Annotated in this window: 25 protein-coding genes and 1 tRNA gene; 17 read left to right on the forward strand and 9 right to left on the reverse strand. The window is 54.0% G+C overall.

Features of this window, described 5'->3' with window-relative positions; translation table 11 throughout:
- Window positions 1-59 precede the first annotated feature (59 nt).
- The 4 genes from BUC22_RS07215 to BUC22_RS07230 form a co-directional block, all read right to left on the reverse strand.
- Window positions 60-1,571, reverse strand: a complete 1,512-nt coding sequence (locus tag BUC22_RS07215) for an FGGY-family carbohydrate kinase (RefSeq protein WP_013378771.1) — start codon at window positions 1,569-1,571, stop codon at window positions 60-62.
- Between the two features lie 38 nt (window positions 1,572-1,609).
- On the reverse strand, window positions 1,610-2,500 hold the full coding sequence (locus BUC22_RS07220; protein ID WP_013378772.1) for a class II fructose-bisphosphate aldolase: 891 nt from the start codon (window positions 2,498-2,500) through the stop codon (window positions 1,610-1,612).
- A 41-nt stretch (window positions 2,501-2,541) separates the two neighbouring features.
- Window positions 2,542-3,582 carry a 2-hydroxyacid dehydrogenase gene (locus BUC22_RS07225; protein WP_013378773.1) on the reverse strand — a complete coding sequence of 347 codons (1,041 nt, stop codon included), beginning with the start codon at window positions 3,580-3,582 and terminating at the stop codon, window positions 2,542-2,544.
- Window positions 3,583-3,736: 154 nt separating this feature from the next.
- On the reverse strand, window positions 3,737-4,687 hold the full coding sequence (locus BUC22_RS07230; RefSeq protein WP_013378774.1) for a sugar-binding transcriptional regulator: 951 nt from the start codon (window positions 4,685-4,687) through the stop codon (window positions 3,737-3,739).
- 159 nt (window positions 4,688-4,846) lie between these two features.
- Between BUC22_RS07230 and BUC22_RS07235 the strand changes: the two genes are divergently transcribed.
- From BUC22_RS07235 to BUC22_RS07305, 15 genes are all read left to right on the forward strand, one after another.
- Window positions 4,847-5,632: an HAD-IIB family hydrolase gene (locus tag BUC22_RS07235; protein ID WP_013378775.1), complete on the forward strand. Its 786-nt coding sequence runs from the start codon at window positions 4,847-4,849 to the stop codon at window positions 5,630-5,632.
- 866 nt (window positions 5,633-6,498) lie between these two features.
- Window positions 6,499-7,425: a transglutaminase-like domain-containing protein gene (locus BUC22_RS07240; RefSeq protein WP_159435619.1), complete on the forward strand. Its 927-nt coding sequence runs from the start codon at window positions 6,499-6,501 to the stop codon at window positions 7,423-7,425.
- Window positions 7,426-7,436: 11 nt separating this feature from the next.
- Window positions 7,437-8,489 carry a type II secretion system F family protein gene (locus tag BUC22_RS07245; protein ID WP_013378779.1) on the forward strand — a complete coding sequence of 351 codons (1,053 nt, stop codon included), beginning with the start codon at window positions 7,437-7,439 and terminating at the stop codon, window positions 8,487-8,489.
- 30 nt (window positions 8,490-8,519) lie between these two features.
- Complete coding sequence (locus BUC22_RS07250; protein WP_013378780.1) at window positions 8,520-8,825, forward strand: hypothetical protein; 306 nt, start codon at window positions 8,520-8,522, stop codon at window positions 8,823-8,825.
- 14 nt (window positions 8,826-8,839) lie between these two features.
- Window positions 8,840-9,355, forward strand: coding sequence for a DUF4860 domain-containing protein (locus tag BUC22_RS07255; protein ID WP_013378781.1), 516 nt, complete (start codon window positions 8,840-8,842; stop codon window positions 9,353-9,355).
- On the forward strand, window positions 9,352-9,789 hold the full coding sequence (locus BUC22_RS07260; protein ID WP_013378782.1) for a hypothetical protein: 438 nt from the start codon (window positions 9,352-9,354) through the stop codon (window positions 9,787-9,789). The genes BUC22_RS07255 and BUC22_RS07260 overlap by 4 nt, the downstream gene beginning before the upstream one ends.
- The gene (locus tag BUC22_RS07265; protein ID WP_013378783.1) at window positions 9,789-10,232 is read left to right on the forward strand and encodes a hypothetical protein; all 444 of its coding nucleotides are present in this window, start codon (window positions 9,789-9,791) and stop codon (window positions 10,230-10,232) included. Before BUC22_RS07260 ends, BUC22_RS07265 begins: the two co-directional genes overlap by 1 nt.
- Complete coding sequence (locus BUC22_RS07270; RefSeq protein ID WP_013378784.1) at window positions 10,233-11,300, forward strand: type IV pilus twitching motility protein PilT; 1,068 nt, start codon at window positions 10,233-10,235, stop codon at window positions 11,298-11,300.
- 70 nt (window positions 11,301-11,370) lie between these two features.
- Window positions 11,371-11,733 (forward strand): ArsR/SmtB family transcription factor, encoded by a 363-nt coding sequence (locus BUC22_RS07275; protein WP_013378785.1) that lies wholly within the window; start codon window positions 11,371-11,373, stop codon window positions 11,731-11,733.
- 177 nt (window positions 11,734-11,910) lie between these two features.
- A tRNA-Gln gene (locus BUC22_RS07280) sits at window positions 11,911-11,985 on the forward strand.
- A 289-nt stretch (window positions 11,986-12,274) separates the two neighbouring features.
- The gene (gene larE / locus BUC22_RS07285) at window positions 12,275-13,090 is read left to right on the forward strand and encodes an ATP-dependent sacrificial sulfur transferase LarE (protein WP_013378788.1); all 816 of its coding nucleotides are present in this window, start codon (window positions 12,275-12,277) and stop codon (window positions 13,088-13,090) included.
- A complete protein-coding gene (gene larB / locus BUC22_RS07290; RefSeq protein ID WP_013378789.1) occupies window positions 13,087-13,839 on the forward strand; it encodes a nickel pincer cofactor biosynthesis protein LarB in 753 nt (250 codons plus the stop codon). Before larE ends, larB begins: the two co-directional genes overlap by 4 nt.
- 8 nt (window positions 13,840-13,847) lie before the next feature.
- Complete coding sequence (larC, locus tag BUC22_RS07295) at window positions 13,848-15,002, forward strand: nickel pincer cofactor biosynthesis protein LarC (RefSeq protein WP_013378790.1); 1,155 nt, start codon at window positions 13,848-13,850, stop codon at window positions 15,000-15,002.
- 145 nt (window positions 15,003-15,147) lie between these two features.
- Complete coding sequence (locus BUC22_RS07300; RefSeq protein WP_013378791.1) at window positions 15,148-15,495, forward strand: phasin family protein; 348 nt, start codon at window positions 15,148-15,150, stop codon at window positions 15,493-15,495.
- Entirely contained in the window at window positions 15,461-17,122 is a 1,662-nt protein-coding gene (locus BUC22_RS07305) for an ABC1 kinase family protein (protein WP_013378792.1), read from the forward strand. Before BUC22_RS07300 ends, BUC22_RS07305 begins: the two co-directional genes overlap by 35 nt.
- A 35-nt stretch (window positions 17,123-17,157) precedes the next feature.
- Here BUC22_RS07305 and BUC22_RS07310 read toward each other — a convergent pair whose 3' ends face one another.
- Genes BUC22_RS07310 through BUC22_RS07325 form a run of 4 tightly spaced genes read right to left on the reverse strand, consistent with a single transcriptional unit; the run spans window position 17,158 to window position 20,107 of the window.
- On the reverse strand, window positions 17,158-18,327 hold the full coding sequence (locus tag BUC22_RS07310; protein WP_013378793.1) for an ABC transporter permease: 1,170 nt from the start codon (window positions 18,325-18,327) through the stop codon (window positions 17,158-17,160).
- Window positions 18,306-19,007, reverse strand: coding sequence for an ABC transporter ATP-binding protein (locus BUC22_RS07315; protein ID WP_013378794.1), 702 nt, complete (start codon window positions 19,005-19,007; stop codon window positions 18,306-18,308). The genes BUC22_RS07310 and BUC22_RS07315 overlap by 22 nt, the downstream gene beginning before the upstream one ends.
- On the reverse strand, window positions 19,007-19,900 hold the full coding sequence (locus tag BUC22_RS07320; protein WP_013378795.1) for an efflux RND transporter periplasmic adaptor subunit: 894 nt from the start codon (window positions 19,898-19,900) through the stop codon (window positions 19,007-19,009). Before BUC22_RS07320 ends, BUC22_RS07315 begins: the two co-directional genes overlap by 1 nt.
- 21 nt (window positions 19,901-19,921) lie before the next feature.
- Window positions 19,922-20,107: a hypothetical protein gene (locus BUC22_RS07325; protein ID WP_013378796.1), complete on the reverse strand. Its 186-nt coding sequence runs from the start codon at window positions 20,105-20,107 to the stop codon at window positions 19,922-19,924.
- Window positions 20,108-20,268: 161 nt separating this feature from the next.
- Here BUC22_RS07325 and BUC22_RS07330 point away from each other — a divergent pair, with 161 nt between their 5' ends.
- Together BUC22_RS07330 and BUC22_RS07335 are read left to right on the forward strand one after the other, a co-directional pair.
- The gene (locus BUC22_RS07330) at window positions 20,269-20,952 is read left to right on the forward strand and encodes a response regulator transcription factor (RefSeq protein ID WP_013378797.1); all 684 of its coding nucleotides are present in this window, start codon (window positions 20,269-20,271) and stop codon (window positions 20,950-20,952) included.
- Window positions 20,949-22,262 (forward strand): sensor histidine kinase, encoded by a 1,314-nt coding sequence (locus tag BUC22_RS07335; RefSeq protein ID WP_013378798.1) that lies wholly within the window; start codon window positions 20,949-20,951, stop codon window positions 22,260-22,262. Before BUC22_RS07330 ends, BUC22_RS07335 begins: the two co-directional genes overlap by 4 nt.
- Before the next feature lie 13 nt (window positions 22,263-22,275).
- Here the strand turns inward: BUC22_RS07335 and BUC22_RS07340 are convergent, their stop codons facing one another.
- Window positions 22,276-23,577, reverse strand: coding sequence for a hypothetical protein (locus BUC22_RS07340; RefSeq protein WP_013378799.1), 1,302 nt, complete (start codon window positions 23,575-23,577; stop codon window positions 22,276-22,278).

Consider the following 23,577-nt stretch of genomic DNA (forward strand, 5'->3'; position numbering starts at 1 on the left):
AAGAAAGCCACCATCCTGCGGCATGTGCAGGATGGTGGCTTTGTCTTTAGTGTGAATTTTTATTGTTCGTTCCAGTAAATATTCATGATCTCAATCAGGCGTGACCAGTTCTGGTAGCGCTTTTCATAGAGCTCGAAGTTTTCAGAGTGCGATGTGACCGGCGGGTTGATCTTAACGGCCTGCTCAAAAGCTTCCTCGTAGCTTTTGTACAGACCAGTGCCAACCCCTGCGGTGATGGCGCAGCCCAGTGCACCTACTTCATTGCAGTCTACGGTCTCGATGGGAAGCTCGATAATGTCGGCAAAAATCCTTGCCCATACCTGACTTTTGGCGATGCCGCCAGTCAGACGCACCACATCCGCTTTACAGCCCGAGTCCCGCAGAAACCGTATGTGGTAGCGGTGCATAAAAGCAACGCCCTCGGCCAGAGCGTAGGCCAGCTCGGCATAGGTGGTGTTCTGGTCGATGTTGAAAAATTCAGCCTTTGCATTTGGGTGGACGCTCGGCTGCGCGACAAAAGGCAGGTACATAACCTTGGAGGTCTCAATGGGGACCGATGCGATCAGCTCGTTTAAAACCTCGTAGTAAGAGCCACCCTGCTTTTCGGCAATGTATTTTGCTTCCCCGCCCATAGCTTTGCAGAACCATTCATAATTTGAGCCGGAGGCACCTGTGAAGGCGCAGTTCAGATATTCCCCTTTTGTGAGGTAGGGCATATTTGCCGAAGCGCCTGGGATGATCCGCGTGGAATGGGTCTCATTGATACACCAGGTCCCTGCGACGGCAGTTACAATACCGTCTGCTGTGGCTCCAGCCCCCACCAGGCAGGCCAGGACATCCATCATACCGGCAACCACTGGCGTGCCTGGCTTCAGGCCGGTTTCGTCTGCGGCCCTTTTGGTAACCCTGCCGACAATCTGTGAGGATTCGGTTGCGAGCTCAGGTAAAAAAGGCTCAATTTCTGGGATACCGTACAGGTTCAGGAGCTCTGTGGAGTAGTCGGTGGTTGTCAAATCCAGCATGGCCGAGCCGCCAAAAATATTGGCGTCGGTTGCGAATACGCCGGTCAGACGATACATCAGATAATCCTTGAATAAGAGAATTCCGCCTATTTTTTCATAGACTTCAGGCTTCTGGTCTTTAAACCATCGCAGGATCGGCCCAGGTTCCCCCGCGTAGAGGGTTCCCTTAATAATATCGTTGATCCGGTCAAAGGAGCCTTCGCGCTTGTAGCCCTCGACAATGGTGTTGGCCCGGTAATCCTGGGAAAAAACGCCGGGCGCGATGGATTTTCCGTCTCGGTCTAAAATGATCAGCCCGTTGCCAAAAGAGCACATGCCAATACCGGCAATTCTCGAAGGGTCGACGGCGGCTTTAGCAAGCATGGATTTGATGCTGGCTGAGGTAGACGCCCAGAGCCGGTCGACGTCAAACGTCTCAAAGCCGGGTGTGTGCGATTCCAGACGCATCGTCGGGTTAGACGCGCTGGCAATTTCTTTTCCACGCTGGTCAAACAATACGGTTTTAATCGAGGTGCTTCCGCCGTCGATTCCAATTAAATAGCTTTCCATAGTGATTCCCCCCTGTTTTGATAATCAAAAGATCAGTGCTAAGCGCGGTTGTCTGAACCCAATAACATGATTTTTTTGCTTACGGCTTCTTTTAGCGCGTTAAGCGGACGAAGATTGGCGGTTGAAGGCCAAATGGCCATGTTTTCCATTTCGTTGAGCTGCTTTTTCATCTCGCGGTAGTAGGCGTCAATGATTTCCGAAAAAACATTGAGCTTGCAGATACCAAGGCGAACGGCTTCCCGTACCTGTTCGTCGGGGGTTCCAGAGCCGCCGTGCATAACCAGAGGAACCGACGAGAGTTTGTTCAGCTGCGCGAGCCGGTCAAAATGCAGCCTTGGCTCGTGGACATAGACGCCGTGGGCTGTACCTACAGCAACCGCCAGTGCGTCCACACTAGTCTCTTCGATGAAAGCGCTCATTTCATCCGGATTGGTCAGTGAGTCATCCGGATTGTCGTAGGCGCCGTCCCTGTTTTTTTTCACGTCAGTTTCTGAACGACCGACAATCCCATCGCCGACATGGCCCAGCTCAGCCTCGACCGATACGCCGTGGGCGTGGGCGTACTCGGTTACCTTCTTTGTGTTTTTAACATTTTCTGCAAAGGGCAGAACAGATCCATCGTACATGACAGAGGTAAATCCGCTGTCAACAGCCTTCTTGATAAACGCTGTGTCGGTGGCGTGGTCGAGGTGCAGGCAGACAGGGACAGAGGCGCGGCTGGCCATTTTACGGGCGCCATCAAGCCAGTATTCCATTTTGTCCCCCTCGATGTCGACACATAAGGCCATGAGAATAACAGGAGAGCGCAGCGCTTCCGCTGTCTCTAAAATAGCGAGGGTCATGTCATTATTGCTGGTGTCAAAGGCAGCGACACAGTAGTGGTTATCCCTCGCGGGCTTCAAAATTTTAGATAAGGTTACGAGTGCCATTTTTATTCCTCTTTCTGTGGTGTATTTTTTGATAACAGGGTTTACAGAACGTCGGGATTGACCAGAAAGCGGGAGGTCTTATCCTTCGGAAAAGACAGCATCTCACGGGCCAGCATTCCAGGCGACTGGGTAAAAGCGTCACGGCTGCCGCCGGCCATGTGAGGGCTCAGGGTCACGTTGTCAAGCGTGACCAGCGGGTAGTCTTTTCCTGGCGGCTCCCTGTCGTATACATCCAGCGCTGCGCCCATGATTTTATGGTCTTTTAGAGCCTGCCACAAAGCCTTTTCGTCGACAAGACCCGATCGGGAAGTGTTGATAAAGTAAGCGGTGGGCTTCATGAGGCTTAGCATATGTGCGTCGAAAAGCCTCTCCGTTTCCTGTGTAAGACGGCAGTGAAGGGTGACAAAATCAGAGCGCTGCAGAAGTGTCTCCAACGAGACCAATTCGATGCCTTTGGTTTCCGCTGTCGGTTTAAAGTAAGGGTCATAGACCAGCAGCTCCATCTCAAAACCCTTCAGGCGCTGGGCCACTTTTTTTCCGATGGCTCCAAACCCTACAATACCGGCAGTTTTTCCCGAAAGGTCGGGCATTGTCTCCTTGTTGGTATAGTCCCGTACCCAGTTTCCAAGCTTTAAGTTCATGTGTGCCTTTGCGATATTTCTGCACTCGGCGATCATCAGCCCAACCGTGTAGTCTGCCACAGAGTTGGCGTTCCTGCCCGGTGTGTTGTAAACCGCGATGCCCTTCTGGGTGGCATAGGCGACGTTGACATTGTCATAGCCGCCGCGCAGAACGCCGATGGCTTTCAGGTGGGGACAGCGGTCGATCATGTCTCGGGTAACCGTACAGAATTGTGTGATGATAATATCCGCGTCCTCGACGGCTCTTTTGATGGCCTCGGGCGGCTCATAAGCCTCGCTGCCACCTGTCTCTACAGCGAGGTTGATAGCCTGCAGCGCATCATAGCTGCCGCACTGCCATTCAACGGTTTCAATGGTTTCGCCTCTTTCGGCAAAGGCAGCAAAGCCCCTTTTGATATCCTCTCCAGATATCCAGACATCTCCAATACCTGCGATTTTCATTTTTTTCACCCCTTCATGTAAAAGTTATCTCCATCATATCACCGCGTATAACATTTGTCAATTACAAATGTTATACGCGGCGGCGCAAAAAAAGACTGGAAAGCCAGTCTCATGCAGAAAATAGTTAAATAAGAGAAAACAGGCAGGCGGCCTGTCAGGAAAGCCTTGCGATGATGCCCTCCGCCAGGGCTTCATCGATGATGATGTCTGTTACAATGCCCAGCTTTAGTGCTCCGGTTACCGCGTCGATTTTTTCGTTGCCGTTTACAAGCGCCAAAACGCGTTTAACCTTTGCCAGATTTTCAAAGGGAATACGAATCATGGAGGCAGCGCCGATGGTCTCAGTGATCCGGCCCTGGAGGTCAAAGTAGTGGGTACAGATATCGCCGATGATATTGGCACAGTCCTCGGCGAGGAGCTCGCTCTCACCCGGGTAATACGAGCGGTGCTTCAGGTTGCCGATGGCACCGATACCGATCACCGCGAGATCAATTTCCTGCCATTGGTCCAATATTTCGGCGTAGGCCTGGGTCCTGGTAAAAAGCTCATAGTCCTCTGGCGACAGGGGACCCAGGGGAAGGTTGATAAAATGGGCTGTACCGCCCGTTTTTTCGGAAAGCATCCGCACCATCTCGTTGATCATAAAATAGGCGGCAGCCTGGCTGCTGGCGCCGACCAGCGGGAAAATATCTGCCCGCTGTAAGAGGCTGCTCTCGCTGCACTGCTCGACAAAGCTGTAGACAGAACGGCCCCATGAAATACCGATTTTATGCAGCCCTTCGCGGCAGAGATCGTCAAAATAAAGGGCTGCCCGCTGCGCAAGCATCTTCCGGGCCAGCGCGTCATCGTTAAAATGGCCGGGAACAATGGTGACATTTTGTATTGGGAAAATTTCCTTTATCATTTGGGCGGCTTTGCTGAGGTTGGTCTCGACATCATTGATCTTAATTTCGACGATGCTGCGTTCGCGGGCCTCGCTCAGCATTTTTGATATGCTCTGTCTTGTCGTACCAAGTTTTTTTGAAATGGCCTGCTGTGTCATGTTTTCTTCGTAGTAGAGCCGGGCGACCTGGACCAGCTTTTGTAAGTACTCGGTGTCATTCATTGATGTTTTCTCCCGTTTGGCGATTCATTTTAGACCATTCTATCACAGTTTGACAGAGGGGACAATTTTATTTTAAACTGTGCTGCCGCACAGCATTTTTGTTTTAGACCCCAGCCGTGCTATAATAAAGAAAACAATCCAAACGAAAGAGGAAAACACATGAAGGAAACCATTCGCGTCGCTTTTTTTGATATTGACGGTACGCTGGCCAGCCACAAGGTGGAGAGCAGCAATTTTCTGGACCGGGTGCCGGCCTCGGCGCGCCGGGCCCTGTGCGCGCTCAGGGAGAACGGCATACAGCCCGTCATTGTGACAGGCCGTGAGCCCAGTGTGATCCGCCAGTTTGTTGCGGATCTGGAGATGGACACCTATATTGCGGCCAACGGGCTGAGCCTGACCCACGGCGGCGTGGAGGTCTGGCGGCAGCTCCTTGCGCCGGAGGTGGTCGCAGCGCTGCTGTGTGAACTCAGAGAGGTCCGAGATGTGGCGGTTGTGCTGGAGAGCACTGCCGGCAACGTGCTGTGCTGGAATGAAAGCCCCTACACGGTCGATTTTGACGTGAGTATTGAGGGCGCCCTCGAACGGGCCTGCGAGTACGGTGTGTACCAGCTGGCCATTATCGGTGATGGGCTGAAGGGCCGTGTACGGACAGCGCAGGAGGGACTGAAAGCGCGGGTGGTAGCGCCGCTGGTGCTGGACATTCTCCCGGAGGCGGTGTCCAAAGCGTCTGCCATCGAGCGGATGCTCGGCCTGCTGGGGTTTGACCGCTCACAGGCCATTGCCTTTGGCGATGAGGAGAATGATCTGGAGATGTTCGGCGCAGTGGACTACACAGTGGCAATGGGAAACGCCATCGAGGCGCTGAAGCAGACCGCCACCTATGTAACCGACAGTGTGGACGAGGACGGTATTTACAATGCCTGTTGTCATTTCGGCCTGATCTAGCGTCAAAAAAAGGTAAAAGCCCTTTCGGGCTTTGGGTAGGAATCTCAAAGATACAGGCGGTTTGAGCAGAGGATTGCCTGTTTTTGAGATGAGCAAAATTGGCAATTAAATACGATGGTCCTGTTTCTTTGGAGAATGAATTCGGATGCTGTTATGGATAGAACATAGAGTTAGGTGTGGGCAGAGGATTGGGGAAATCGCCTGCCCGCGATCAAACAGAGGAGTACTGTTTCGGTTTATGAAAAAAACCATCCGAAAAAGGTAAAAAAACTTTATCAGGATATTTTCTTGATGGCATCATATTTAATTGAATTAATATTATAATAATTGCCTGTATTTGTCAACGATAAAACTGTAATTGATTACGAATTTAAAACCAAAAAGTCCTTCTTTTTGTCGCCAAAACCGGCCGGACTTTGTTTGATAAATGTTTATCAAGCAAAAATAGCGTTAAGGGTGTGTTTTTCGCTTGTAAAAATATAAAAGAACATGCTAAACCGGCCAAAAAATTAAGGGGATTTTAGCAAAAAATAGTGGGTTTTTATGATTATTAAAGTTATTTTCAGAGTATAAAGGTTATCTTTAACTGGACAAATAAAATAATAAAGCTATGCTTATTGAGAGATTTTGGAGAAAAGCGGTGCTTTTTGTTGCCTTTTTTACAAAGCGGCAGGGGCGGCCTCAAATGGAATTTTGTAAAATAAGCAAAAAAACGGCATTAAAAACGAATTTTTTCCAGTTTATAGGCAATTTACTTTAAGAGTGTTTATTAATCAGTATAAAATATGCTATAATGAAATCAAAAAATAACTAAAAATACGTTATATCTGCGCAGTGGCGCGTGCCCGGCGCGGCGGAGAGGGATGGTGAGCCCCATAAAGAAAATTAAATATGTTCTGACTGTTTTTTTATGCCTTCTGATGGGTCTGGCCGGTGTGGGCTGCGGCGGCTCGGAGGCCTCAGGAAGCGGCACCTACACGCTGCCGGAGCTGGTGATCCCAGCTTATTCTGGCGCAGACACCTCCAGTTGTGATGTGGGAGGCTTCGACACCACCGGCGCGGACAGCGGCTATGTGATGGCGAGCTACACGGGGGACGTGCCGGCCAAGCTTCAGGTGGTCAAGGACGGCGTGAAATACAATTACGATATACCCGCCACGGGCGAGTACACGATTTTCCCGCTTCAGATGGGAAACGGTACCTATTCCATACGATTGCTGGTGGGGGTAGGCGATAACCGGTACACGGCTGTTCTGGAGGAGGATGTGGATGCCTCTCTCTCAAGTGAGTTCGCGCCCTTTGTGGTGCCGAACCAGATTGTGGACTACAACGCGGACAGCGCCTGTGTGGCCTTTGCCAGAGAGCAGGCTGCCGGCATGAGCTCGGACGCGGACGTGGTCAAGGCGGTTTACGCCTACATCAAGGATCATGTGACCTACGATGTCGCCAAGGCCCAGTCGCCGCCGGTGGGCTACATCCCCTCAGTGGACGACACCTTTTTAACCAATACGGGTATCTGCTTTGATTACGCCTCGTTGGCGGCAGCCATGCTGCGGTCCTGCGGCATCCCGACCAAGGTGGAGACCGGCTACATATCGCCGTCGGGCATCTACCATGCCTGGAATGAGGTCTACGTGAAGGACTCAGGCTGGATTGAGGTGGGCTTTAAGATTGACGCGAATACCTGGACGCTGCTGGACCTGACCTTTGCGGCAGGCTCCTCGAAAAGCGACCTGTCAGGCTTTATCGGCGACGGCAATGAGAATACCTATGAAACGCAATATACCTATTAGGGAGGTACAGAATGGGAAGAGTAAGTAAGAAGCAGGCCATGAGCTCTGCGGAGCTGTCCGCGCTGTTTACCAGCATGTCGATGGTGCTGGATTCAGGGGTCACTGTGAACGACTGCCTGTCAATGATGGTACAGGACGCGGAGGACAGCCGCTTTAAGCGTGTCCTGGAATCGGTCGAGAAAAATTTGCTGGAGGAATACTTCCTTTATAAAGCCATGGAAAAAACCGGCGGTTTTCCGGAATACGCACTGGGCATGATCGAGGTCGGCGAGACCTCCGGCCGCCTGGCAGAGGTGCTCGCTTCTCTGGGCGATTACTATCTGCAGGAGGACGGTATCAAGAAACAGGCCAAGAGCGCGGTTCTGAGCCCGCTTTTACTCATCGCCATGATGGCAGTGGTCGTGCTGTTTCTGGTCTACGCCATCATGCCGGTGTTCAAGGATGTGTTCCGCCAGCTGGGGGTGGACCTGAACGGCGCCTCGGGCAACGCGCTGGCGTTCCAGGCCGGAAATGTCATTATGATCGTGGTGGGCGTTGTGCTTGTGCTGCTGCTTTGCTGTGTGCTGTTCTATGTGTTCAGCCCGGCGGGCAGGCAGTTCTTTAACGGACTGGCAGAGCGCTTTGGTGCCACGCGGGACATCTTTTACCGGCTGGACGCGGCACGCTTTATGGGGGCACTGTCCATCCTCATGACCAGCGGTATTGCCATGGAGCAGGCTCTGGGCCTGGCCAGGCAGACCGTGTCGAGCCAGGCCTTTGGCGAGAAGATCGACGCCTGTCGGGCTTCGGTTGAGCAGGGCGAGCCCTTTGAGGAAGCCGTATTAAAAACCGGGCTGCTGAGGGGCGTTTACGCCAAGGTGCTCATGGGCGGCAGCAAAAGCGGTTCTCTGGACCGGGCGGCCGCGCACATCTCAAAAATTTATTTTGAGGAGGCCGAGGATAAGATCGACGGGCTGATCGCAGTCATCGAGCCGGCGCTGGTCTCGCTTTTGTCCATTGCCATTGGCGCCATTTTGGTCGCAATTCTGCTGCCGCTCATCGGTATTATGGCAGGTATCGGTTGAAAGGCAGCGCTGTGAAAAGAGGGAATTTTAATGGAAACGAAAAAGAATAAAATACATTTTCTGCCCTCGGTTATCATCTTTGCGGTCATCGTGCTTCTGGTGTGGCTGCTGTTCAGCCGGGCGTCTGCCAGCATGGATACGGACGGCGGACAGACGCTGGAGACAGCCCTTGAAAACTCTGCGGTACTGTGCTATTCCCTGGAGGGCTTTTATCCGCCGAGCTTAGACTACCTGGCCGACAACTACGGCGTGGTGGTGGATCAGGAGCACTACATTGTCCACTATGATGTCTTTGCGTCCAACATAATGCCAGACATCCGCGTGGTGCCGAAATAGGAAAGGAGCGGGAAATGTTTCATAACAAACAAAACGAGAGCATGCTGTCAACCTTTGTCCTGCCTATTTCGCTGGTCTGCCTTTTCGCTTTGTCGGCTCTGGTGCTCACCTTTCTGGGCTCGGAGAGTTACAAGCATATCAAGGCCAACTATGATGACACCTCCGAGGCGACGGTGGCGGTCTCCTACCTGAGCACTAAGGTGCGCCAGAACAACCGGGAAAACGCCATTACAGTGGTTCACAGGGCGGACGGCGACCGTCTGGAAATACTGGAGAACATTGGGGATAAGGCGTACCGGACCGTTATCTACTGCCAGGACGGCGCCCTGTATGAGAGCACCTTTTCGGACGGACAGCCGGGCGGCCTGGAAGCCAACGCCATGCGCGTCGCGGATCTGGACGCTCTGCGTGTGCGCGCAGAGGGAAGCAGACTCCTGAATTTTGAGGTGACAGGCAAGAATGGCACGGTGCACACCTTTTCGCAGAGCGTCGTGGGAGCGGACAGCCAGGAAGCAGGTGATGCACAGTGAAACAGCGCTTCAGATCATCGGGCTTTTTTGTGGAGCTCATCATTACCATTGTCTTTTTTGCCATTGCCTGCTGTATTATTGTGCAGCTTTTTGCAAAGGCCGGACTCATAAGCAGCGAGGCGTTTGACAAGCGGGGCGCGGCAGCCCAGTGTCAGACGCTGTGCGAGACCATCAAGGGGACCGGCAGTCTGGACAGTGTGCTGGAGGACGGCTGCTATGAAAAATCCGGCAGCAGTATCCGGGTTTTCTACGACAGGAACTGGAAAATGACAACAAGGGATGCTGCGGTGTTCAGTGTTACTGTGACCACTGAGGCTGTGGCCCAGACCGCGGGGAGCCTGGAGAAAATGCGTTTTGAAGCCCTCAAGGGCACAACGCCCCTCTACACCATGTCCGGCGCCCAGTATTTTGAAGAACCAGCGGAGGTGCAGTGATGCGTAAAAACAAGCAGGGCATGAGCGTGGGCGTCGTATCGCTTATTATGATTTTTGTGGTCTTTCTGCTGGTGAGTCTGGCGGTCCTGAGCCTGACCACCGCGTCGGCCAACGCGCGCATGGCGGACAAATCCCTGGCCATGCAGAGCGCCTACTATGAAGCTGACGCCAGAGCCCAGGAAACCCTGGCCCAGGTAGACGGCGTGCTGAGAAGCGGCGGCGCGGACCCAGGCGCCCTCGAAGCCCTGGGGCGGGACGTCGTTTATGACCCGGAAACGGGTGTGATCGCTTTTGACACAAAGGTCAGCAGCACTGCCACCCTGAAAAGCGAGCTGCGTGTCGAGGGAAACAGCGTGTTGGTGACCCGGTGGCAGACCGTAACGGACGGCGAGTGGCAGACGGACAGCGACACTAAGAATTTATGGAAGGGAGGGGCCTCGTAAATGGAATTACTGGATTATCTGGAAGAATCAGTGGCCCGGAAGGCATCGGATGTTTTCATCATCACCAATTTTCCCTGCTCCTACCGCATCGACGGCAGGATCGTCAGGGGTGAGGGCGAGGTGTTCACGCCCCAGGAGACCGAGCGCTTGATCCGTGAGATCTACGACCTGACCGGCGGCCGCTCCATTGAGAAATTTGAGGAAAACGGCGATGATGACTTCTCTTTTGCCCTGAAGGGCATCGGCCGTTTCAGAGCCAATGTGTACCGCCAGCGTGGGACGCTGGCAGCCGTGATCCGGGTGGTATCCTTTGGTCTGCCGGACCCGGCGTCGCTGTCGATTCCGCAGACGGTACTGGAGCTCAGCAAGAAGAAGAACGGGCTGGTGCTGGTGACCGGGCCTGCGGGCAGCGGGAAATCCACGACGCTGGCCTGCATTATTGACAAGATCAACCATGAGAAGAGCGGGCACATCGTGACAATGGAGGACCCCATTGAGTACATCCACCGGCACAACCAGTGCATTGTGACCCAGCGTGAAATCCCCCACGATTCCCAGAGCTATGTGACGGCCTTAAAGGCAGTCCTGCGCCAGTCGCCAGACGTCATTCTTCTGGGTGAGCTCAGAGACCTTGAGACCATCGAGATCGCCATGACAGCGGCTGAGACCGGCCAGCTGGTCTTTTCGACCCTGCACACCACCGGCACCGCCAACACCATCGACCGGATCATTGACGTGTTTTCCGCGAACCAGCAGCACCAGATACGCACCCAGCTTTCCATGATTCTGCAGGCAGTGGTGTCCCAGCAGCTGGTGCCCACAGTGGACGGCAGCCTGACGCCAGCCTTTGAGATCATGCTGGTCACGCCGGCCATCCGCAATATGATCCGGGACGGTAAGGTGCACCAGATCGACTCGGCCATTTTCTCAGGCACCAAGGACGGCATGTGCACAATGGATACCAGCCTTCTGGAGCTGTACCGCCAGGGCCGTATTACCGAGCAGACAGCCCTCATGTACAGCCAGAATCACGAATCGCTGGCCCAGAAGCTTAAGGCGGCCAAATAAAAAACTTTACTTTTCAGCTGGGGTTCGTTACAATATATATGAATGATCATTCATATGAAAGGAAAAATCCATGATTGATAAAAACGGCATTGAGCGCTGTGATTTTGCCCATGCGCATGAAGATATTGTAAGAACGGTCATGGACCGGATGCCCGACGAGGAGACCTTATACGACCTGGCGGAGCTGTTCAAGGTTTTTGGGGACTCCACACGGGTTAAGATTCTCTGTGTCCTCTTTGAGGCTGAGATGTGTGTCTGCGATATCGCCGAGCTTCTGAGCATGAGCCAGTCCGCCATCTCCCACCAGCTCCGGGTGCTCAAGCAGTCCAAGCTGGTCAAGAACCGGCGGGAGGGAAAAACGATTTTCTATTCGCTGGCCGACGAGCACGTCCGCGCCATTTTTAACCAGGGAATGGAGCATATAATGGAATGAGGGTACGGTCTGGAACAGACCGTACCGCTTTTTAATGGAGAAGCGTGGGTGTTATACCTGGCGAGCCGGCTGCCTTTTAACTGGGTAAAATCTTTTTGAAAAAATCGGAAATATTTTCTTGACAAATCCTGTAAAAAAAGCTAAAATAAGTATCGTGCTCAGAACGGAGTACACTGTAGGGGTGTCGCCAAGCGGTAAGGCAATGGACTCTGACTCCATCATTCGCAGGTTCGAATCCTGCCACCCTTGCCATTTTGTTTATCGGATCAGCAATGCTGGTCTTTTTTCTTTTTTTGCACACCCGTGTCAACATTTGGCCGTGAGAAATATTGGAACAGGCTTTTCTTTCCGCGTGATCAGGCGTATAATATGGCCATTCTATGGAAACGGAAAGGCTGTGGCTCCAGACCAGCTGTTATCCGGCTCTGACTGGGGGTGAGCGAAAGAAATGGGCAGATGTAAGATCAGCTTAAAGCTGGTCTTTTTTTTATGGTCAGGAAAGCGTATAATAAGGGTATTATGAAAATCAGGAGAGAGAATAATGAACACTTTAAATAAAGCGCTGGCCGGCAAGCTGGACAGCCTGAGGGATGTGATCCGGGGCTATGAGAAGCCGTGTATCGCCTTTTCCGGCGGCGTGGACAGCACTTTACTGCTCCGGGTGGCTGTGGAAACACGGGGCGCGGCGGCGGTGCCCATGACGGTTAACGGCAGCATGATGCCGCGGTCTGAGTTCGGAGATGCTAAAGCGCTGGCCCAGAGCATGGGTGCCTCGCTGTGTGTGCTGGACGTGGACGTGTTTTCAGTGCCCGAATTCGTGGAAAACGGGTCACAGCGCTGCTATTACTGCAAAAAGAATATCTTTACCCAGATAAAAGGCCACGCCCAGGAGCTGGGCTGCGACGTTATTTTTGACGGCTCCAATCTGGACGATCTGGACGATTACCGCCCGGGCCTGCTGGCGCTGGAGGAAATGATGGTTGTGAGCCCCTTTATAAAGGCAGGGCTCACCAAGCAGGATATCCGCGGCCTGTCTGCCTTTTACGGGCTGCCAACAGCCGACAAGCCCGCCATGGCTTGTCTGGCGACCCGTATTCCGGGGGGCGAGCCGATCACGCGGAAAAAGCTGCTGATGGTGGAGCAGGGCGAGGAATGCCTGAAGGTGCTTGGCCTGCGCCAGTACCGGCTGCGCTATATCGGCAGCATGGCGAAGATCGAGTGCGCCGAGGAAGATTTTGAGCTGCTTATGGACAGGCGGCAGGAGCTGGTGAGCAATTTGAAAGCCATTGGCTTCAAGACCGTTACCCTTGACCTTTCGGGGTACCAGTGCGGCAGTATGAATGAGGTGAAAAAATGAACGCAGAACAACTGAAAGCCCTGCTGACGCAGGTTAAAAACGACGATACGAGCGTCGAGGACGCTTTGGAGCAGCTCAGGGAGCTGCCCTACCACGACCTTGAATACGCCAAGGTCGATTACCACAGGGAGCTGCGCAACGGCTTTCCTGAGGTTATTTACAGCCCGGGCAAGAGCCTTGGCCAGATCCGCGGCATTGTGACGGATATGCTGGCCCGCACCACCGGCAATATTCTGGCCTCCCGTGCCAGTGAGGAAGTCTATGAGGCCATCCGCGAGCTGACGCCGGACGCGGTCTATTATAAGGAAGCCCGGTCTGTGGTGGTGAAGCGTGAGCCCTACCGCGTATCGGAGGGCACCATTGCGGTGGTGTCCGCAGGGACTTCGGATATTCCTGTGGCAGAGGAGGCCGCTGTGACGGCCGAGGTTATGGGAAACCGGGTGAATCGCCTGTACGACGTGGGTGTGGCTGGGATACACCGGCTCCTTGACAACGTGGACGTCATCAACCATGCCCGAGTCATCATCGTGGTGGCCGGCATGGAGGGCGCTCTGGCGAGCGTGGTGGGCGGCCTGACCGATAAACCAGTGGTCGCAGTGCCCACCAGCATCGGCTACGGCGCCAATTTTGGCGGCGTTTCAGCTCTTTTGGGCATGCTGACCTCCTGTGCCGGAGGCATTGGTGTGGTCAATATCGACAACGGCTTTGGAGCAGCCTGTCTGGCTTCAAAAATTAATCAACTGCAGTAGGAGGGACCATGAAAGTATTATATTTTGACTGTTTTGCAGGCATCAGCGGCGATATGACGCTGGGCGCCTTTCTGGACATCGGCGCAGACCCTGCGCATCTGGAGCGAGAGCTGGCTAAGCTTGGCGTGCCGGGCTTTCATCTTGAGATCGATAAAACCCAGAAGCGCGGCATCACCGGGACTAAGTGCCGCGTGGTCATGGACGGCCACGAGCATGCCCACCGCCATTTTAGCGATATTGTGGACATCATTGAGGGCAGCGGCCTGGACGAGGCGGTCAAGAAAACCGCCATTGCCATCTTCAGGCGTGTGGCCGAGGCCGAGGGAAAGGTGCACGGCGTGCCCATGGAGCAGGTGCACTTCCACGAGGTGGGCGCAGTGGATTCCATTGTCGATATTGTGGGCGCGGCCATCTGCTTCCACGACATTGCGCCTGACGTGGTGTACGGCTCAGCAGTGAACGCAGGCCAGGGCTTTGTGAAGTGCGCCCACGGCCTGCTGCCAGTGCCGGCGCCTGCCACAGCGGAGATCATCGGAAAAACCGATTTTCCCATCTACGCGAAGGGGGTGGATGGAGAATCCGCCACACCGACGGGCATGGCAATCCTCGCAGAGCTGGCCAGCTATTCGGCAGGCTTTCCGCAGATGGCAGTGGATACCATCGGCTATGGCTTTGGCGACCGTGAGTTTGAGATCCTGAATGGCCTGCGCCTTTTTGTGGGCCATACCGATTCGGAGGACTGCGGTATCCTGGTCATGGAGACTAACATCGACGATATGACCGGCGAGACTGCCGGCTATGTGCTGGAGGGCCTCTTTGAGCAGGGCGTGCGCGATGCTTTTTACACGCCCATTTATATGAAGAAAAACCGGCCGGCCGTCAAGCTGACCGTGATCTGCGACGCCGGAAAGGAGGAGACGGTCACCCGTTATATCTTTGCCCAGACCAGCAGCATCGGCCTGCGCAAATATCAGGTCGACCGCGCGGTCATGAACCGGGAGATCGAGACTGTGGACACGCCCTTTGGTCCGGTTCGGGTTAAAGTGTGCACCTACGGCGGCATTGTCAAGCGCAGCCCGGAATACGAGGATTTGAAGCGCATTGCCGGCGAAACAGGAAAATCCTTTATGGAAATCGAGGCTGCTGTTTATAAATATCTCTAAAAGGGTAAAATTAAACTGAATTTAAAGAACTCTGTGTTATAATGAAGTAACAGCAAACGGCAGAAAAAGGCAGTGATTTATGAAGTGCATTGTGATTAAAAAACATTGCCTTTTTCAGGATTTCCAAATGTAAAGGAGAATTAAAATGGCAAGTTTTAACTTAGGCGAAGAGCTGAGAAAAGTACTGTTGGCGGGTGTAGGCGCAGTGGCGACCACTGCTGAAAAATCCCAGGAACTCATCAATCAGCTGGTTGAAAAAGGCGAGCTGACTGTGGAACAGGGCAAAGTCATGAATGAAGAGCTGAAGCGCAACATCCGGGACAAGGTTAAGGAAAACGTGACCGTTGTCGTCAAGGACGACGAACCGTCTGTGGACAAGGTTGTTGAAACCATGGACAAAATGAGCCCGGAAGAATTACAGGCCATCAAGGATAAGCTGGCCCGAATGGAGCGTGAAAATGCAGAAGACGCAGAGGTCAAAGACGCAGAATAATCCATTAAACCATGAAAATGAACCCTCAGGCGCCCATGACACCAAGGAATACAATCGGCAGCGCCTGAGGGAAATCATGGCGATATTGGCCAAATACGATATTGTCAAAGGCATTACACCTGTCAAGCTGCGGCTCATCATCGAGGATCTGGGGCCGACCTTTGTCAAGCTTGGACAGGTGCTTTCCATGCGCCAGGACATCCTTCCGGCTGAGTACTGTCATGAACTGACAAAGCTCAGAACCGAGGTGCGTCCCATGGACTTTGAAGAAGTGGTGACGGTCATCGAGGAGGAGTATGGAAAGCCCCTGAACGAGATCTTTACCTTTCTGGACCGGACGCCTCTGGGCTCGGCCTCCATCGCCCAGGTGCACCGGGCAGAGCTGAAGGACGGCAGTTCCGTGGTGGTCAAGGTGCAGCGCCCCGGTATTAAGGACACCATGGCGCGGGATATCGCGCTGCTGGAAAGGGCAGCCACACTGCTAAAGATTGCCGGCGGCACCGGGAACGCCATCGACTTTAAAATGGTGCTGGACGAGATGTGGTTTACAGCCCAGCAGGAAATGGACTTTTTGATCGAGGCTCACAACGCCGACGAGTTCTACGAGCTTAATAAGGACATTGTCTACGTGACCAGCCCCATTATCTACCATAAGCACACCACCTCCAAGGTGCTGGTTATGGAGTACATCGCAGGCGAGGAGATCGACCAGACCGACCGGCTCAGAGAGCTGGGCTATGATCTGGATGAGGTTGCCCTTAAGCTTTCGGAGAACTATATCAAGCAGGTCATCGATGACGGCTTTTTCCACGCCGACCCGCACCCGGGCAATATCCGTATCCGTGACGGCCAGATTGTCTGGATCGACCTGGGGATGATGGGAACCCTTTCCTCAAAGGACAAGGACCTGTTCAAGCAGGCTGTGGAGGCCATGGCTACCGGTGACGTAGACGGCATGAAGAACGTGGTGCTGTCCCTCGGCGTGCACACCGGACGGATCAACCACGCCAAGCTGTATTCAGACATCGACAACATGATGGACGAGTACGGCACCATGGATCTGGGTACCATGAACATCGGTACCATGATGGAGGATCTGCTCCAGCTGTCCAACAACCATCATATCGCCATGCCAAAGGGCGTGACCATGCTGGCCCGCGGCTCGCTGACCATCGAGGGTGTGCTGAGCATGCTGGCGCCCCAGACCAATGTGGTGCAGATCATGATCAACCACATGTCCGCCGAACGCCTTGAGAACCTGGACCCCAAACGGGAAGCGCTGGAGCTGGGGCGCGAGCTCTACGGCGCGGCCAAGAGCACCCTGAGCCTGCCCGGTCAGGCGCTGGATCTGCTGCGCATGACGGTCAAGGGACAGACAAAGATCAATCTTGAGATCACCGGCTCCGAGGAACCGCTGAACACCATTGACCAGATGGTCAACAAGATTGTGAAGTGCATCATCGCCGCTGCGCTGCTCATCGGCTCCAGCTTTATCAGCACCACCAACATGGAGCCAAAGCTGCTGGGCATACCGGCGCTAGGCACCATCGGCTATATCGTGGCCCTGATTCTGGGCGCGAATCTGATTTACAGCATTCATAAAAAGAAAAAAGAGATCAATAAATAAGGCAGGGTCTGAAGCAGACCCTGCCTTATTTTGGCTTAACGCCTGAGCGCTTCAATGGGGTTGAGGTTAGAGGCGCGGTAGGCGGGAAAAATCCCGAAGGCCAGGCCGATGAGGGTGCTGGCTCCAAAGGATACGAGCACCATGAGAGCCGGAACGGCAAACTGGAAGCCCAGAAGCGTGGACAGGAAGCCGGCAGCGATGCCGGCGCCGACGCCGAAGACGCCGCCCAGCAGGCTCATGGACAGCGCCTCTGCCAGAAACTGGGCGAGGATATCGCGCCGTTTGGTGCCCAGCGCCTTGCGGATACCGATTTCCTGGACCCGCTCACTCACAGACACCAGCATGACATTCATGACCCCAATGCCCCCCACAATCAGTGAAATTCCTGCGATCCCGGCCAGAAGCTGGGACAGGCTGCCGCTGATGTCAGATCCTGCGCTCAGCATTTCATCCTGTGAGGAGACACTGTACATGGTGGGCGGCAGCCCTTTTTTAATGGTGAGGTAAGCCGATACAGCGGATTTTACCTTGCTGATCTGTTCCTTGTTCTCTGCCTTGACATAGAAGCTGCCAACGTCATCGCCCAGGTCAAAATACCGTGAAGTGGTCAGGGGAACCAGAATCAGGTTGTCTGTGTTGACGCCAAGAGATTCGCCCTGGCGCTCCAGAACACCGACGATTTTATAATCGTCGCCGCCAAGCTTCAGACGGCTGCCCGCCACTCTGGTGGTGTGGAACAGGTCAAGGGCAATGCCTGCGCCGATGACGCAGACCTTGCTTTTTTCCTCCAGATCAATGATGGACAAATTCCGGCCAGACTGCAATTTTAAATTGCGCAGGCCCAGGTACTGGTCATCGGTTCCGGCCAGGATACTGCGCTTCGAGGTGTTTTTTTCAAAGTAGGCTTTAGCCGAGAGAAATTTAAAAGGCGCGAGGGTCTGAATGCCGGGCAGCTTTTTCAGCTCGCCCAGATCCGGGGATTTCAGCCCGTCGTTTGGGTTTTCGGCGTAGACACTGGCCGTCAGAATATCGCCGCCAAGAGCGTCCATCTTCTGGCTGACGGACTGGTTGGCGCCCTGTCCAATGCCTACCAGAAGAATGACCGAGGCGATGCCGATAATGAGGCCAAGCATGGTCAGCAGACTCCTGAGCTTGTTGGAGAGCAGACTTGCGGACGCGTATTTCAGGATTGTGGACAGCCGCATGGCGCACCTCCTGACGTGTCCTCGCAGAGCCTGCCGTCAAAGATCTGGAGCACCCGGCCGGTTTCCCGGGCCAGGCCAAGATTGTGGGTGATGAGAACAATGGTCTGCCCCTGCTGGTTGAGCCGCTGGAACAGGGACATGATTTCAATGCTGGTCTTTGAATCCAACGCGCCGGTCGGCTCGTCGGCCAGAATGATCTCCGGCTGTCCGATGAGGGCCCGGGCGATGGCGACGCGCTGCTGCTGACCGCCTGAGAGCTGCGAGGGGATGTGCCTTTCACGCCCCCCGAGACCAACGCGCTGCAGGTAGTCATGGGCGGCAGCAGTCATTTCTTTTTGACGGATGCCCCGAAGACTCAGTGGGAGCTTCACGTTTTCCAGGGCGCTCAGCTTACTCAGAAGATTGAAATTTTGAAAAACAAAGCCGATCTTCTGGTTGCGCAGTGCTGCCAGTCCGTTGTCCGACAGGGTGCTGACCTCCTGGCCATCCAGATAATAGGCGCCGGAATCCGGGATGTCCAGCAGCCCGAGAATATTCATGAGAGTGGACTTTCCAGAGCCGGAGGGCCCGACAATAGAGACAAACTCGCCTGGCCTGACATGCAGACTGATGTCGGAGAGTGCCTGGACAGCCTCACTGCCCAGACAGTAACTTTTTTCAATATGCGAGAGCCGTATCATTACAGAACCTCCTGCTCAGTCATGTTCATCTCCCCGCCAGAGGTTTCCGCGTCTGACGGCTCACCCGCAGATGGGAGAATGACGGTATCGCCTTCGTTGAGACCGCTTGTGATCTCAACGTCCTGGCCGTCAGATATGCCGGTTTCGACTTTGCGCTGTTCCTCTGCGTCCCCAGCTTTCACCGTGACATATTTGCCGTCCTCGCCGCTCTGGATGGCTGCGACAGGCACACTCAGCACATTGTCGGCGGACCGGACGTTAATGCTGCAGCTGGCAGACATGCCAAGCTTCAGACTTCCGTCATTTTCAAAATCTGCCGAAACCGTGAATTTTGAACCGGATGTGTCATATTTGCCAATCTGGTTGATGGACGACAGCTTTCCGGCAAAGGCTTTGTTGCCAAGGGCAGCCACGGTAATGCTGACAGGCTGATCCTCATGCAGGCTGGCCAGGTCATTCTCAAAAACACTCATCTGCACCTGCAGATTGTGGACGTCGGAGACCTCAACCGCGTGTTCGGCGGTCAAAGCCTCGCCCTTTGCGGGCAGGGCAGTGCCTGTGATAACCAGATCAAAGGGGGCGTTAAGGGTTTTGCCATTGGTGTACTCTACGACCGGGTAGCCCTCCGAGACGGTCTGCCCGACTGAGGCGCACAGGGCCTTGAATTTATAATCCGTATTGGGCTTCAGGCTCTGGGTCCGGCGGGTTTTGATCTCTCCGGAGGACGTGAAGGTCTGGACAATGTTTTTTTTAACCGCGTTCGCTGTCATGACCTGGCTGTTTTCGAAAGCCTTGGCCTGTGCGGCGGTGTTTGACCTGAGATAGGCATAGGCCATCACGCCGATGACTGAAAGCAGGATGGCGATGATCAGAATTTGTTTTGCGTGTTTCATCTGATGTTCCTTTCTGCCCGGTTATCCGGTGGTGCTGAAAGCTTTGGCAGTGGCCTTGCGCTGCTGTGCCGAGACAGAAGTGTCAATGTCGGGCAGGGGTTCTATTTTTTTAGTCATTTCTGTTTTCTGGGCCATCAGCAGTCCGCCCAGGATCAGGATGACAACCGTCAGCAGAGCGATGATGGCTTTAAATACTTTGATGTTCATATGTTTACCTCCGTTTGCTTTTCTGTCTGCATTCTAGCAAAAGCAAACTTAAAAAATCGTGAAATAAAGGCAGCGTAAAAAATTAAGATGGCTTTAAGCAGATCTGTTTCACTGTTTTTTAAGGCAGCCTGTGGTAAACTGGAACAAAAAGGAGGTTGCTGATGAAGCTTTTGATTATCGAAGATGACCCAAACCTGTCCGATGTGATCAGGCAGTGTGTGGCGCCTTTTTACCAGACCGAGCAGGCCTTTGACGGCGAGGAGGGGCTCTATTACGCCAGCCAGAATATCTATGACCTGATTCTGCTGGACCTGATGCTGCCCCTTATTGATGGCTATGAGGTGCTCCGGCAGCTGCGGGAGCAGAAAATTTACACACCGGTGCTCATCCTGACAGCCAGAGGGACCATGACCGACAAGACAAAGGGGTTTCGTACCGGCGCGGATGATTATCTGGTCAAGCCCTTTGACAGAGACGAGCTTTTGCTGCGCATCGAGGCGATTCTGCGCCGCAGCACAGGGCATTACGACATTGCGGCCCTCTGCTTTAAAGAACTACGGGTCGAGACAATGACGCGAACCGTCACCGTTGCCGGCGAAGCCCTTGACCTGCGCGGCAAGCAGTACGACATTCTCGAATATCTGGTCAGCCACCAGGAGCAGCTTGTGACCAAGGCCCAGATTTTTGACAAAATATGGGGATTTACCACAGATACAAGCTCCAACGTGGTGGAGGTGTACGTAAGTGCACTGCGCAGGATTCTGTCGGGCTGCGGATATGATAGCTGTCTGAAAACCATTCGAGGTGTCGGCTATATGCTGACCAGTGGGGAGAAGGCGCATTGAATGAGAAAAAATGGATTCGCCGGGAATTTATACGGAGCCTGCTGCTTTTTATCTTGGCCTTTTCGTGTATCTATTCAGTGCTGGGCCTGCTCATCTATGGTATTGTGCGAACCAACCTGTACGCGTCAGTGGACGAGATACTGCTGGCCGACCAGGGAACAACCTACGCGGCGTTGATGATGGAGGAGGGAAGTGTGCTTGAGGCCGAGGAGCCGGAGAGCGGCGATGTTGCCGCCGATCAGGCCGAGCTGATCGGCGACCTTCCCGAGATTAACCCGAGAGTGCTGTATATTGCGAGAGACAGGGATGGCAGCCCGCTCTATTATTCGGATATAAACGGCGATCTTTATGAGGAGCTATACAAAGGCTTCACCTTTAATTCCAATGAGCTGGACACCCTGTATTTCATGACGCTGGGCGGGCGCTACCATTACCGGGCCATCAACCGGATGATCGAAAAAGCCGATGGACAGAAGGAATACCTGCAGATACTCATCAACGTTGACGCCGAGGATGAGATCCTGCGCAATGTGGTAGCGGGACTGGCTGTCTCGCTGGGCGCGGCGGTCTTTCTGTCCGCCGGCGTGGGCTGGCTGCTGTCCCGGCGCATTTTGAAGCCAGTGACTGAGGCATACCAGAAACAGACTGAGTTTGTCCAGAACGCCTCCCATGAGCTGAGGACACCGCTGACCATTATCCGGACCACCCAGGAGCTGCTCCTCAGCGACCCGGAAAGCCGGATCATTGACAAGTTTGAGGCCATTAACCGCACCATCGACGAGACACGGCGGCTGACAAAAATGACAGAGGACCTGATCCTGCTGGCAATGACCGACACAAGCCAGACAAAACTGCAGAAAGAGCCAGTGTCCCTTGAACATTTGCTGAGTGGCGTGGGCGAGGCCTACTGTGAGATCGCGGGGCTGGAGGGCAAGAAAATGAGAATGGATTTTCGGTTTAAGGGAAATATTGAGGCAGATTCGGACAAGCTCCGCCAGCTCGCGGTCATTCTGCTGGATAACAGCTTTAAGTATACCGAACCCGGCGACAGCATTGCCATGAGCACTGAGGAGAAAGATGGAAAAGTGGTTTTAAGGATCAGCGATACCGGCATCGGTATCAGCGATGAGGATATGCGCCATGTCTTTGAACGCTTTTACCGCGCCGACAAGGCAAGATCCCGCCAGACTGGCGGCAGCGGTCTGGGACTGACCATTGCCGAGAATATTGCCCTGCTGCACGGCGGCAGTATCCAGATGCGGCATCATACGCCAAAGGGCGTAGAGGTAATTGTAAAGCTGCCCGCTTAGCAGGCAGCCCGTGTCAGGAGAGCCACAGAGACAGCTGCGTCCTGCCGTCCGCGCAGCGTTCGCATTCAAAACGGCATTTTCCAGACACTGACAGGGCCTGGAGGTCTGGGGAGAGAGTGTCCAGAGGCTGTGTGCCCGGGAAGGTACAGACAACTCTCAGGCACTGACGGGAGTAGTCAAGGCTCAGCGTAAGCTCGGATTCAGAGCAGGGAGAAGCCGCCTCGCAGGCAGCGGCGGCTGTGTTCAGCACAGCGAGCAGAGTGGGGTAGAGAGTATTGTAGTCCAGGGGCAGGATATCCGGCACGCTGGCCTGGGCACTGACAGCCACGCCTTTTTCGGACAGGGCGCCCAGCCTGCCATTCACAAGGGTGTCGATCAGGTAATTGCCGCTAGTGAGAATAGGCTCTGCTGTCTCAGTCTCATCCAGCAGGTTTTGCAGCAGATGATTGGCAGGGCCGAGATCGTCATCATCTAAAAGCTTTTTGAGGACAAGCAGATGGTGCCTGAAATCATGAAGCAGCATTTCAGAGGACTGCAGCTTTTCGTTAAAGACTGCGCAGGCTTCCCGGCTCAGGGCTTTCTGGGGATCTGGCGGCGTGGTCTTTTCCTCCAGCTCCGCCACCCAGGTCAGGTTCTGGAGGCTGAAAAAAGCGACGCAGAGCAAAAGCACCAGCATGAGGGCAGTGGCAGAGGTGATGATCCAGCCGTAGAACAGATCGTTGGGCGTCAGGAAGATCCAAAGATAGAACAGCACCGGCGGGACGCAGAGGCTGGGCCAGAACCCCGTCCGGGTTGGTGTCAGGAGGTGGCTGGACATGCGGCGCATAAGTCTGAATAAAAACGGATAGGTGGCGGCCACCAGCACCACGTAAAGGCAGAGACCCGACAGGGGCCAGAGATAGCCGTCCTGTACAAAAGGACCCACCGACAGCTCTGGAAACAGCAGCCGGTTGAGAAAAGACGCCACCAGCGCGATACCAGCGTAAAAGCTGGAGATAAAGGTCAGGCAATAGAGCTTTTTAAAAAAAGGCGCGCGGATTACAAACAGGTAAATGAGAAAGCAGCAGCCCTGCTCCAGAAACATGAGCAGATTGATGAGATTTACGTTGGAAGCGGGTTTTCCGGCGCGGATGGTATCCATAAAAACCATGGCGATAAAGATTCCGAGGATCAGGAAACCGCCAAATACAAAGAAGAGTACCGGGCGCTTCCGCTCCCAGGTCTGTCTGGCCCAGAAGGGGTAAATGCACAGAAAAGCAGGCGGTACGGTCTGCATCAGGAAGCCGAGCAGCGCCCTGAAAAAATAGAATATCAT

Source organism: Eubacterium callanderi, assembly GCF_900142645.1.
Lineage (GTDB): Bacteria > Bacillota > Clostridia > Eubacteriales > Eubacteriaceae > Eubacterium > Eubacterium callanderi.

Coding starts and splice junctions, on each gene's coding strand:
- BUC22_RS07215 (WP_013378771.1), bottom strand. CDS start 1,571: ATGGAAAGCTATTTAATTGGAATCGACGGCGGAAGCACCTCGATTAAA.
- BUC22_RS07220 (WP_013378772.1), bottom strand. CDS start 2,500: ATGGCACTCGTAACCTTATCTAAAATTTTGAAGCCCGCGAGGGATAAC.
- BUC22_RS07225 (WP_013378773.1), bottom strand. CDS start 3,582: ATGAAAATCGCAGGTATTGGAGATGTCTGGATATCTGGAGAGGATATC.
- BUC22_RS07230 (WP_013378774.1), bottom strand. CDS start 4,687: ATGAATGACACCGAGTACTTACAAAAGCTGGTCCAGGTCGCCCGGCTC.
- BUC22_RS07235 (WP_013378775.1), top strand. CDS start 4,847: ATGAAGGAAACCATTCGCGTCGCTTTTTTTGATATTGACGGTACGCTG.
- BUC22_RS07245 (WP_013378779.1), top strand. CDS start 7,437: ATGGGAAGAGTAAGTAAGAAGCAGGCCATGAGCTCTGCGGAGCTGTCC.
- BUC22_RS07250 (WP_013378780.1), top strand. CDS start 8,520: ATGGAAACGAAAAAGAATAAAATACATTTTCTGCCCTCGGTTATCATC.
- BUC22_RS07255 (WP_013378781.1), top strand. CDS start 8,840: ATGTTTCATAACAAACAAAACGAGAGCATGCTGTCAACCTTTGTCCTG.
- BUC22_RS07265 (WP_013378783.1), top strand. CDS start 9,789: ATGCGTAAAAACAAGCAGGGCATGAGCGTGGGCGTCGTATCGCTTATT.
- BUC22_RS07270 (WP_013378784.1), top strand. CDS start 10,233: ATGGAATTACTGGATTATCTGGAAGAATCAGTGGCCCGGAAGGCATCG.
- BUC22_RS07275 (WP_013378785.1), top strand. CDS start 11,371: ATGATTGATAAAAACGGCATTGAGCGCTGTGATTTTGCCCATGCGCAT.
- larE (WP_013378788.1), top strand. CDS start 12,275: ATGAACACTTTAAATAAAGCGCTGGCCGGCAAGCTGGACAGCCTGAGG.
- larB (WP_013378789.1), top strand. CDS start 13,087: ATGAACGCAGAACAACTGAAAGCCCTGCTGACGCAGGTTAAAAACGAC.
- larC (WP_013378790.1), top strand. CDS start 13,848: ATGAAAGTATTATATTTTGACTGTTTTGCAGGCATCAGCGGCGATATG.
- BUC22_RS07300 (WP_013378791.1), top strand. CDS start 15,148: ATGGCAAGTTTTAACTTAGGCGAAGAGCTGAGAAAAGTACTGTTGGCG.
- BUC22_RS07305 (WP_013378792.1), top strand. CDS start 15,461: ATGCAGAAGACGCAGAGGTCAAAGACGCAGAATAATCCATTAAACCAT.
- BUC22_RS07310 (WP_013378793.1), bottom strand. CDS start 18,327: ATGCGGCTGTCCACAATCCTGAAATACGCGTCCGCAAGTCTGCTCTCC.
- BUC22_RS07315 (WP_013378794.1), bottom strand. CDS start 19,007: ATGATACGGCTCTCGCATATTGAAAAAAGTTACTGTCTGGGCAGTGAG.
- BUC22_RS07320 (WP_013378795.1), bottom strand. CDS start 19,900: ATGAAACACGCAAAACAAATTCTGATCATCGCCATCCTGCTTTCAGTC.
- BUC22_RS07325 (WP_013378796.1), bottom strand. CDS start 20,107: ATGAACATCAAAGTATTTAAAGCCATCATCGCTCTGCTGACGGTTGTC.
- BUC22_RS07330 (WP_013378797.1), top strand. CDS start 20,269: ATGAAGCTTTTGATTATCGAAGATGACCCAAACCTGTCCGATGTGATC.
- BUC22_RS07340 (WP_013378799.1), bottom strand. CDS start 23,577: ATGATATTCTATTTTTTCAGGGCGCTGCTCGGCTTCCTGATGCAGACC.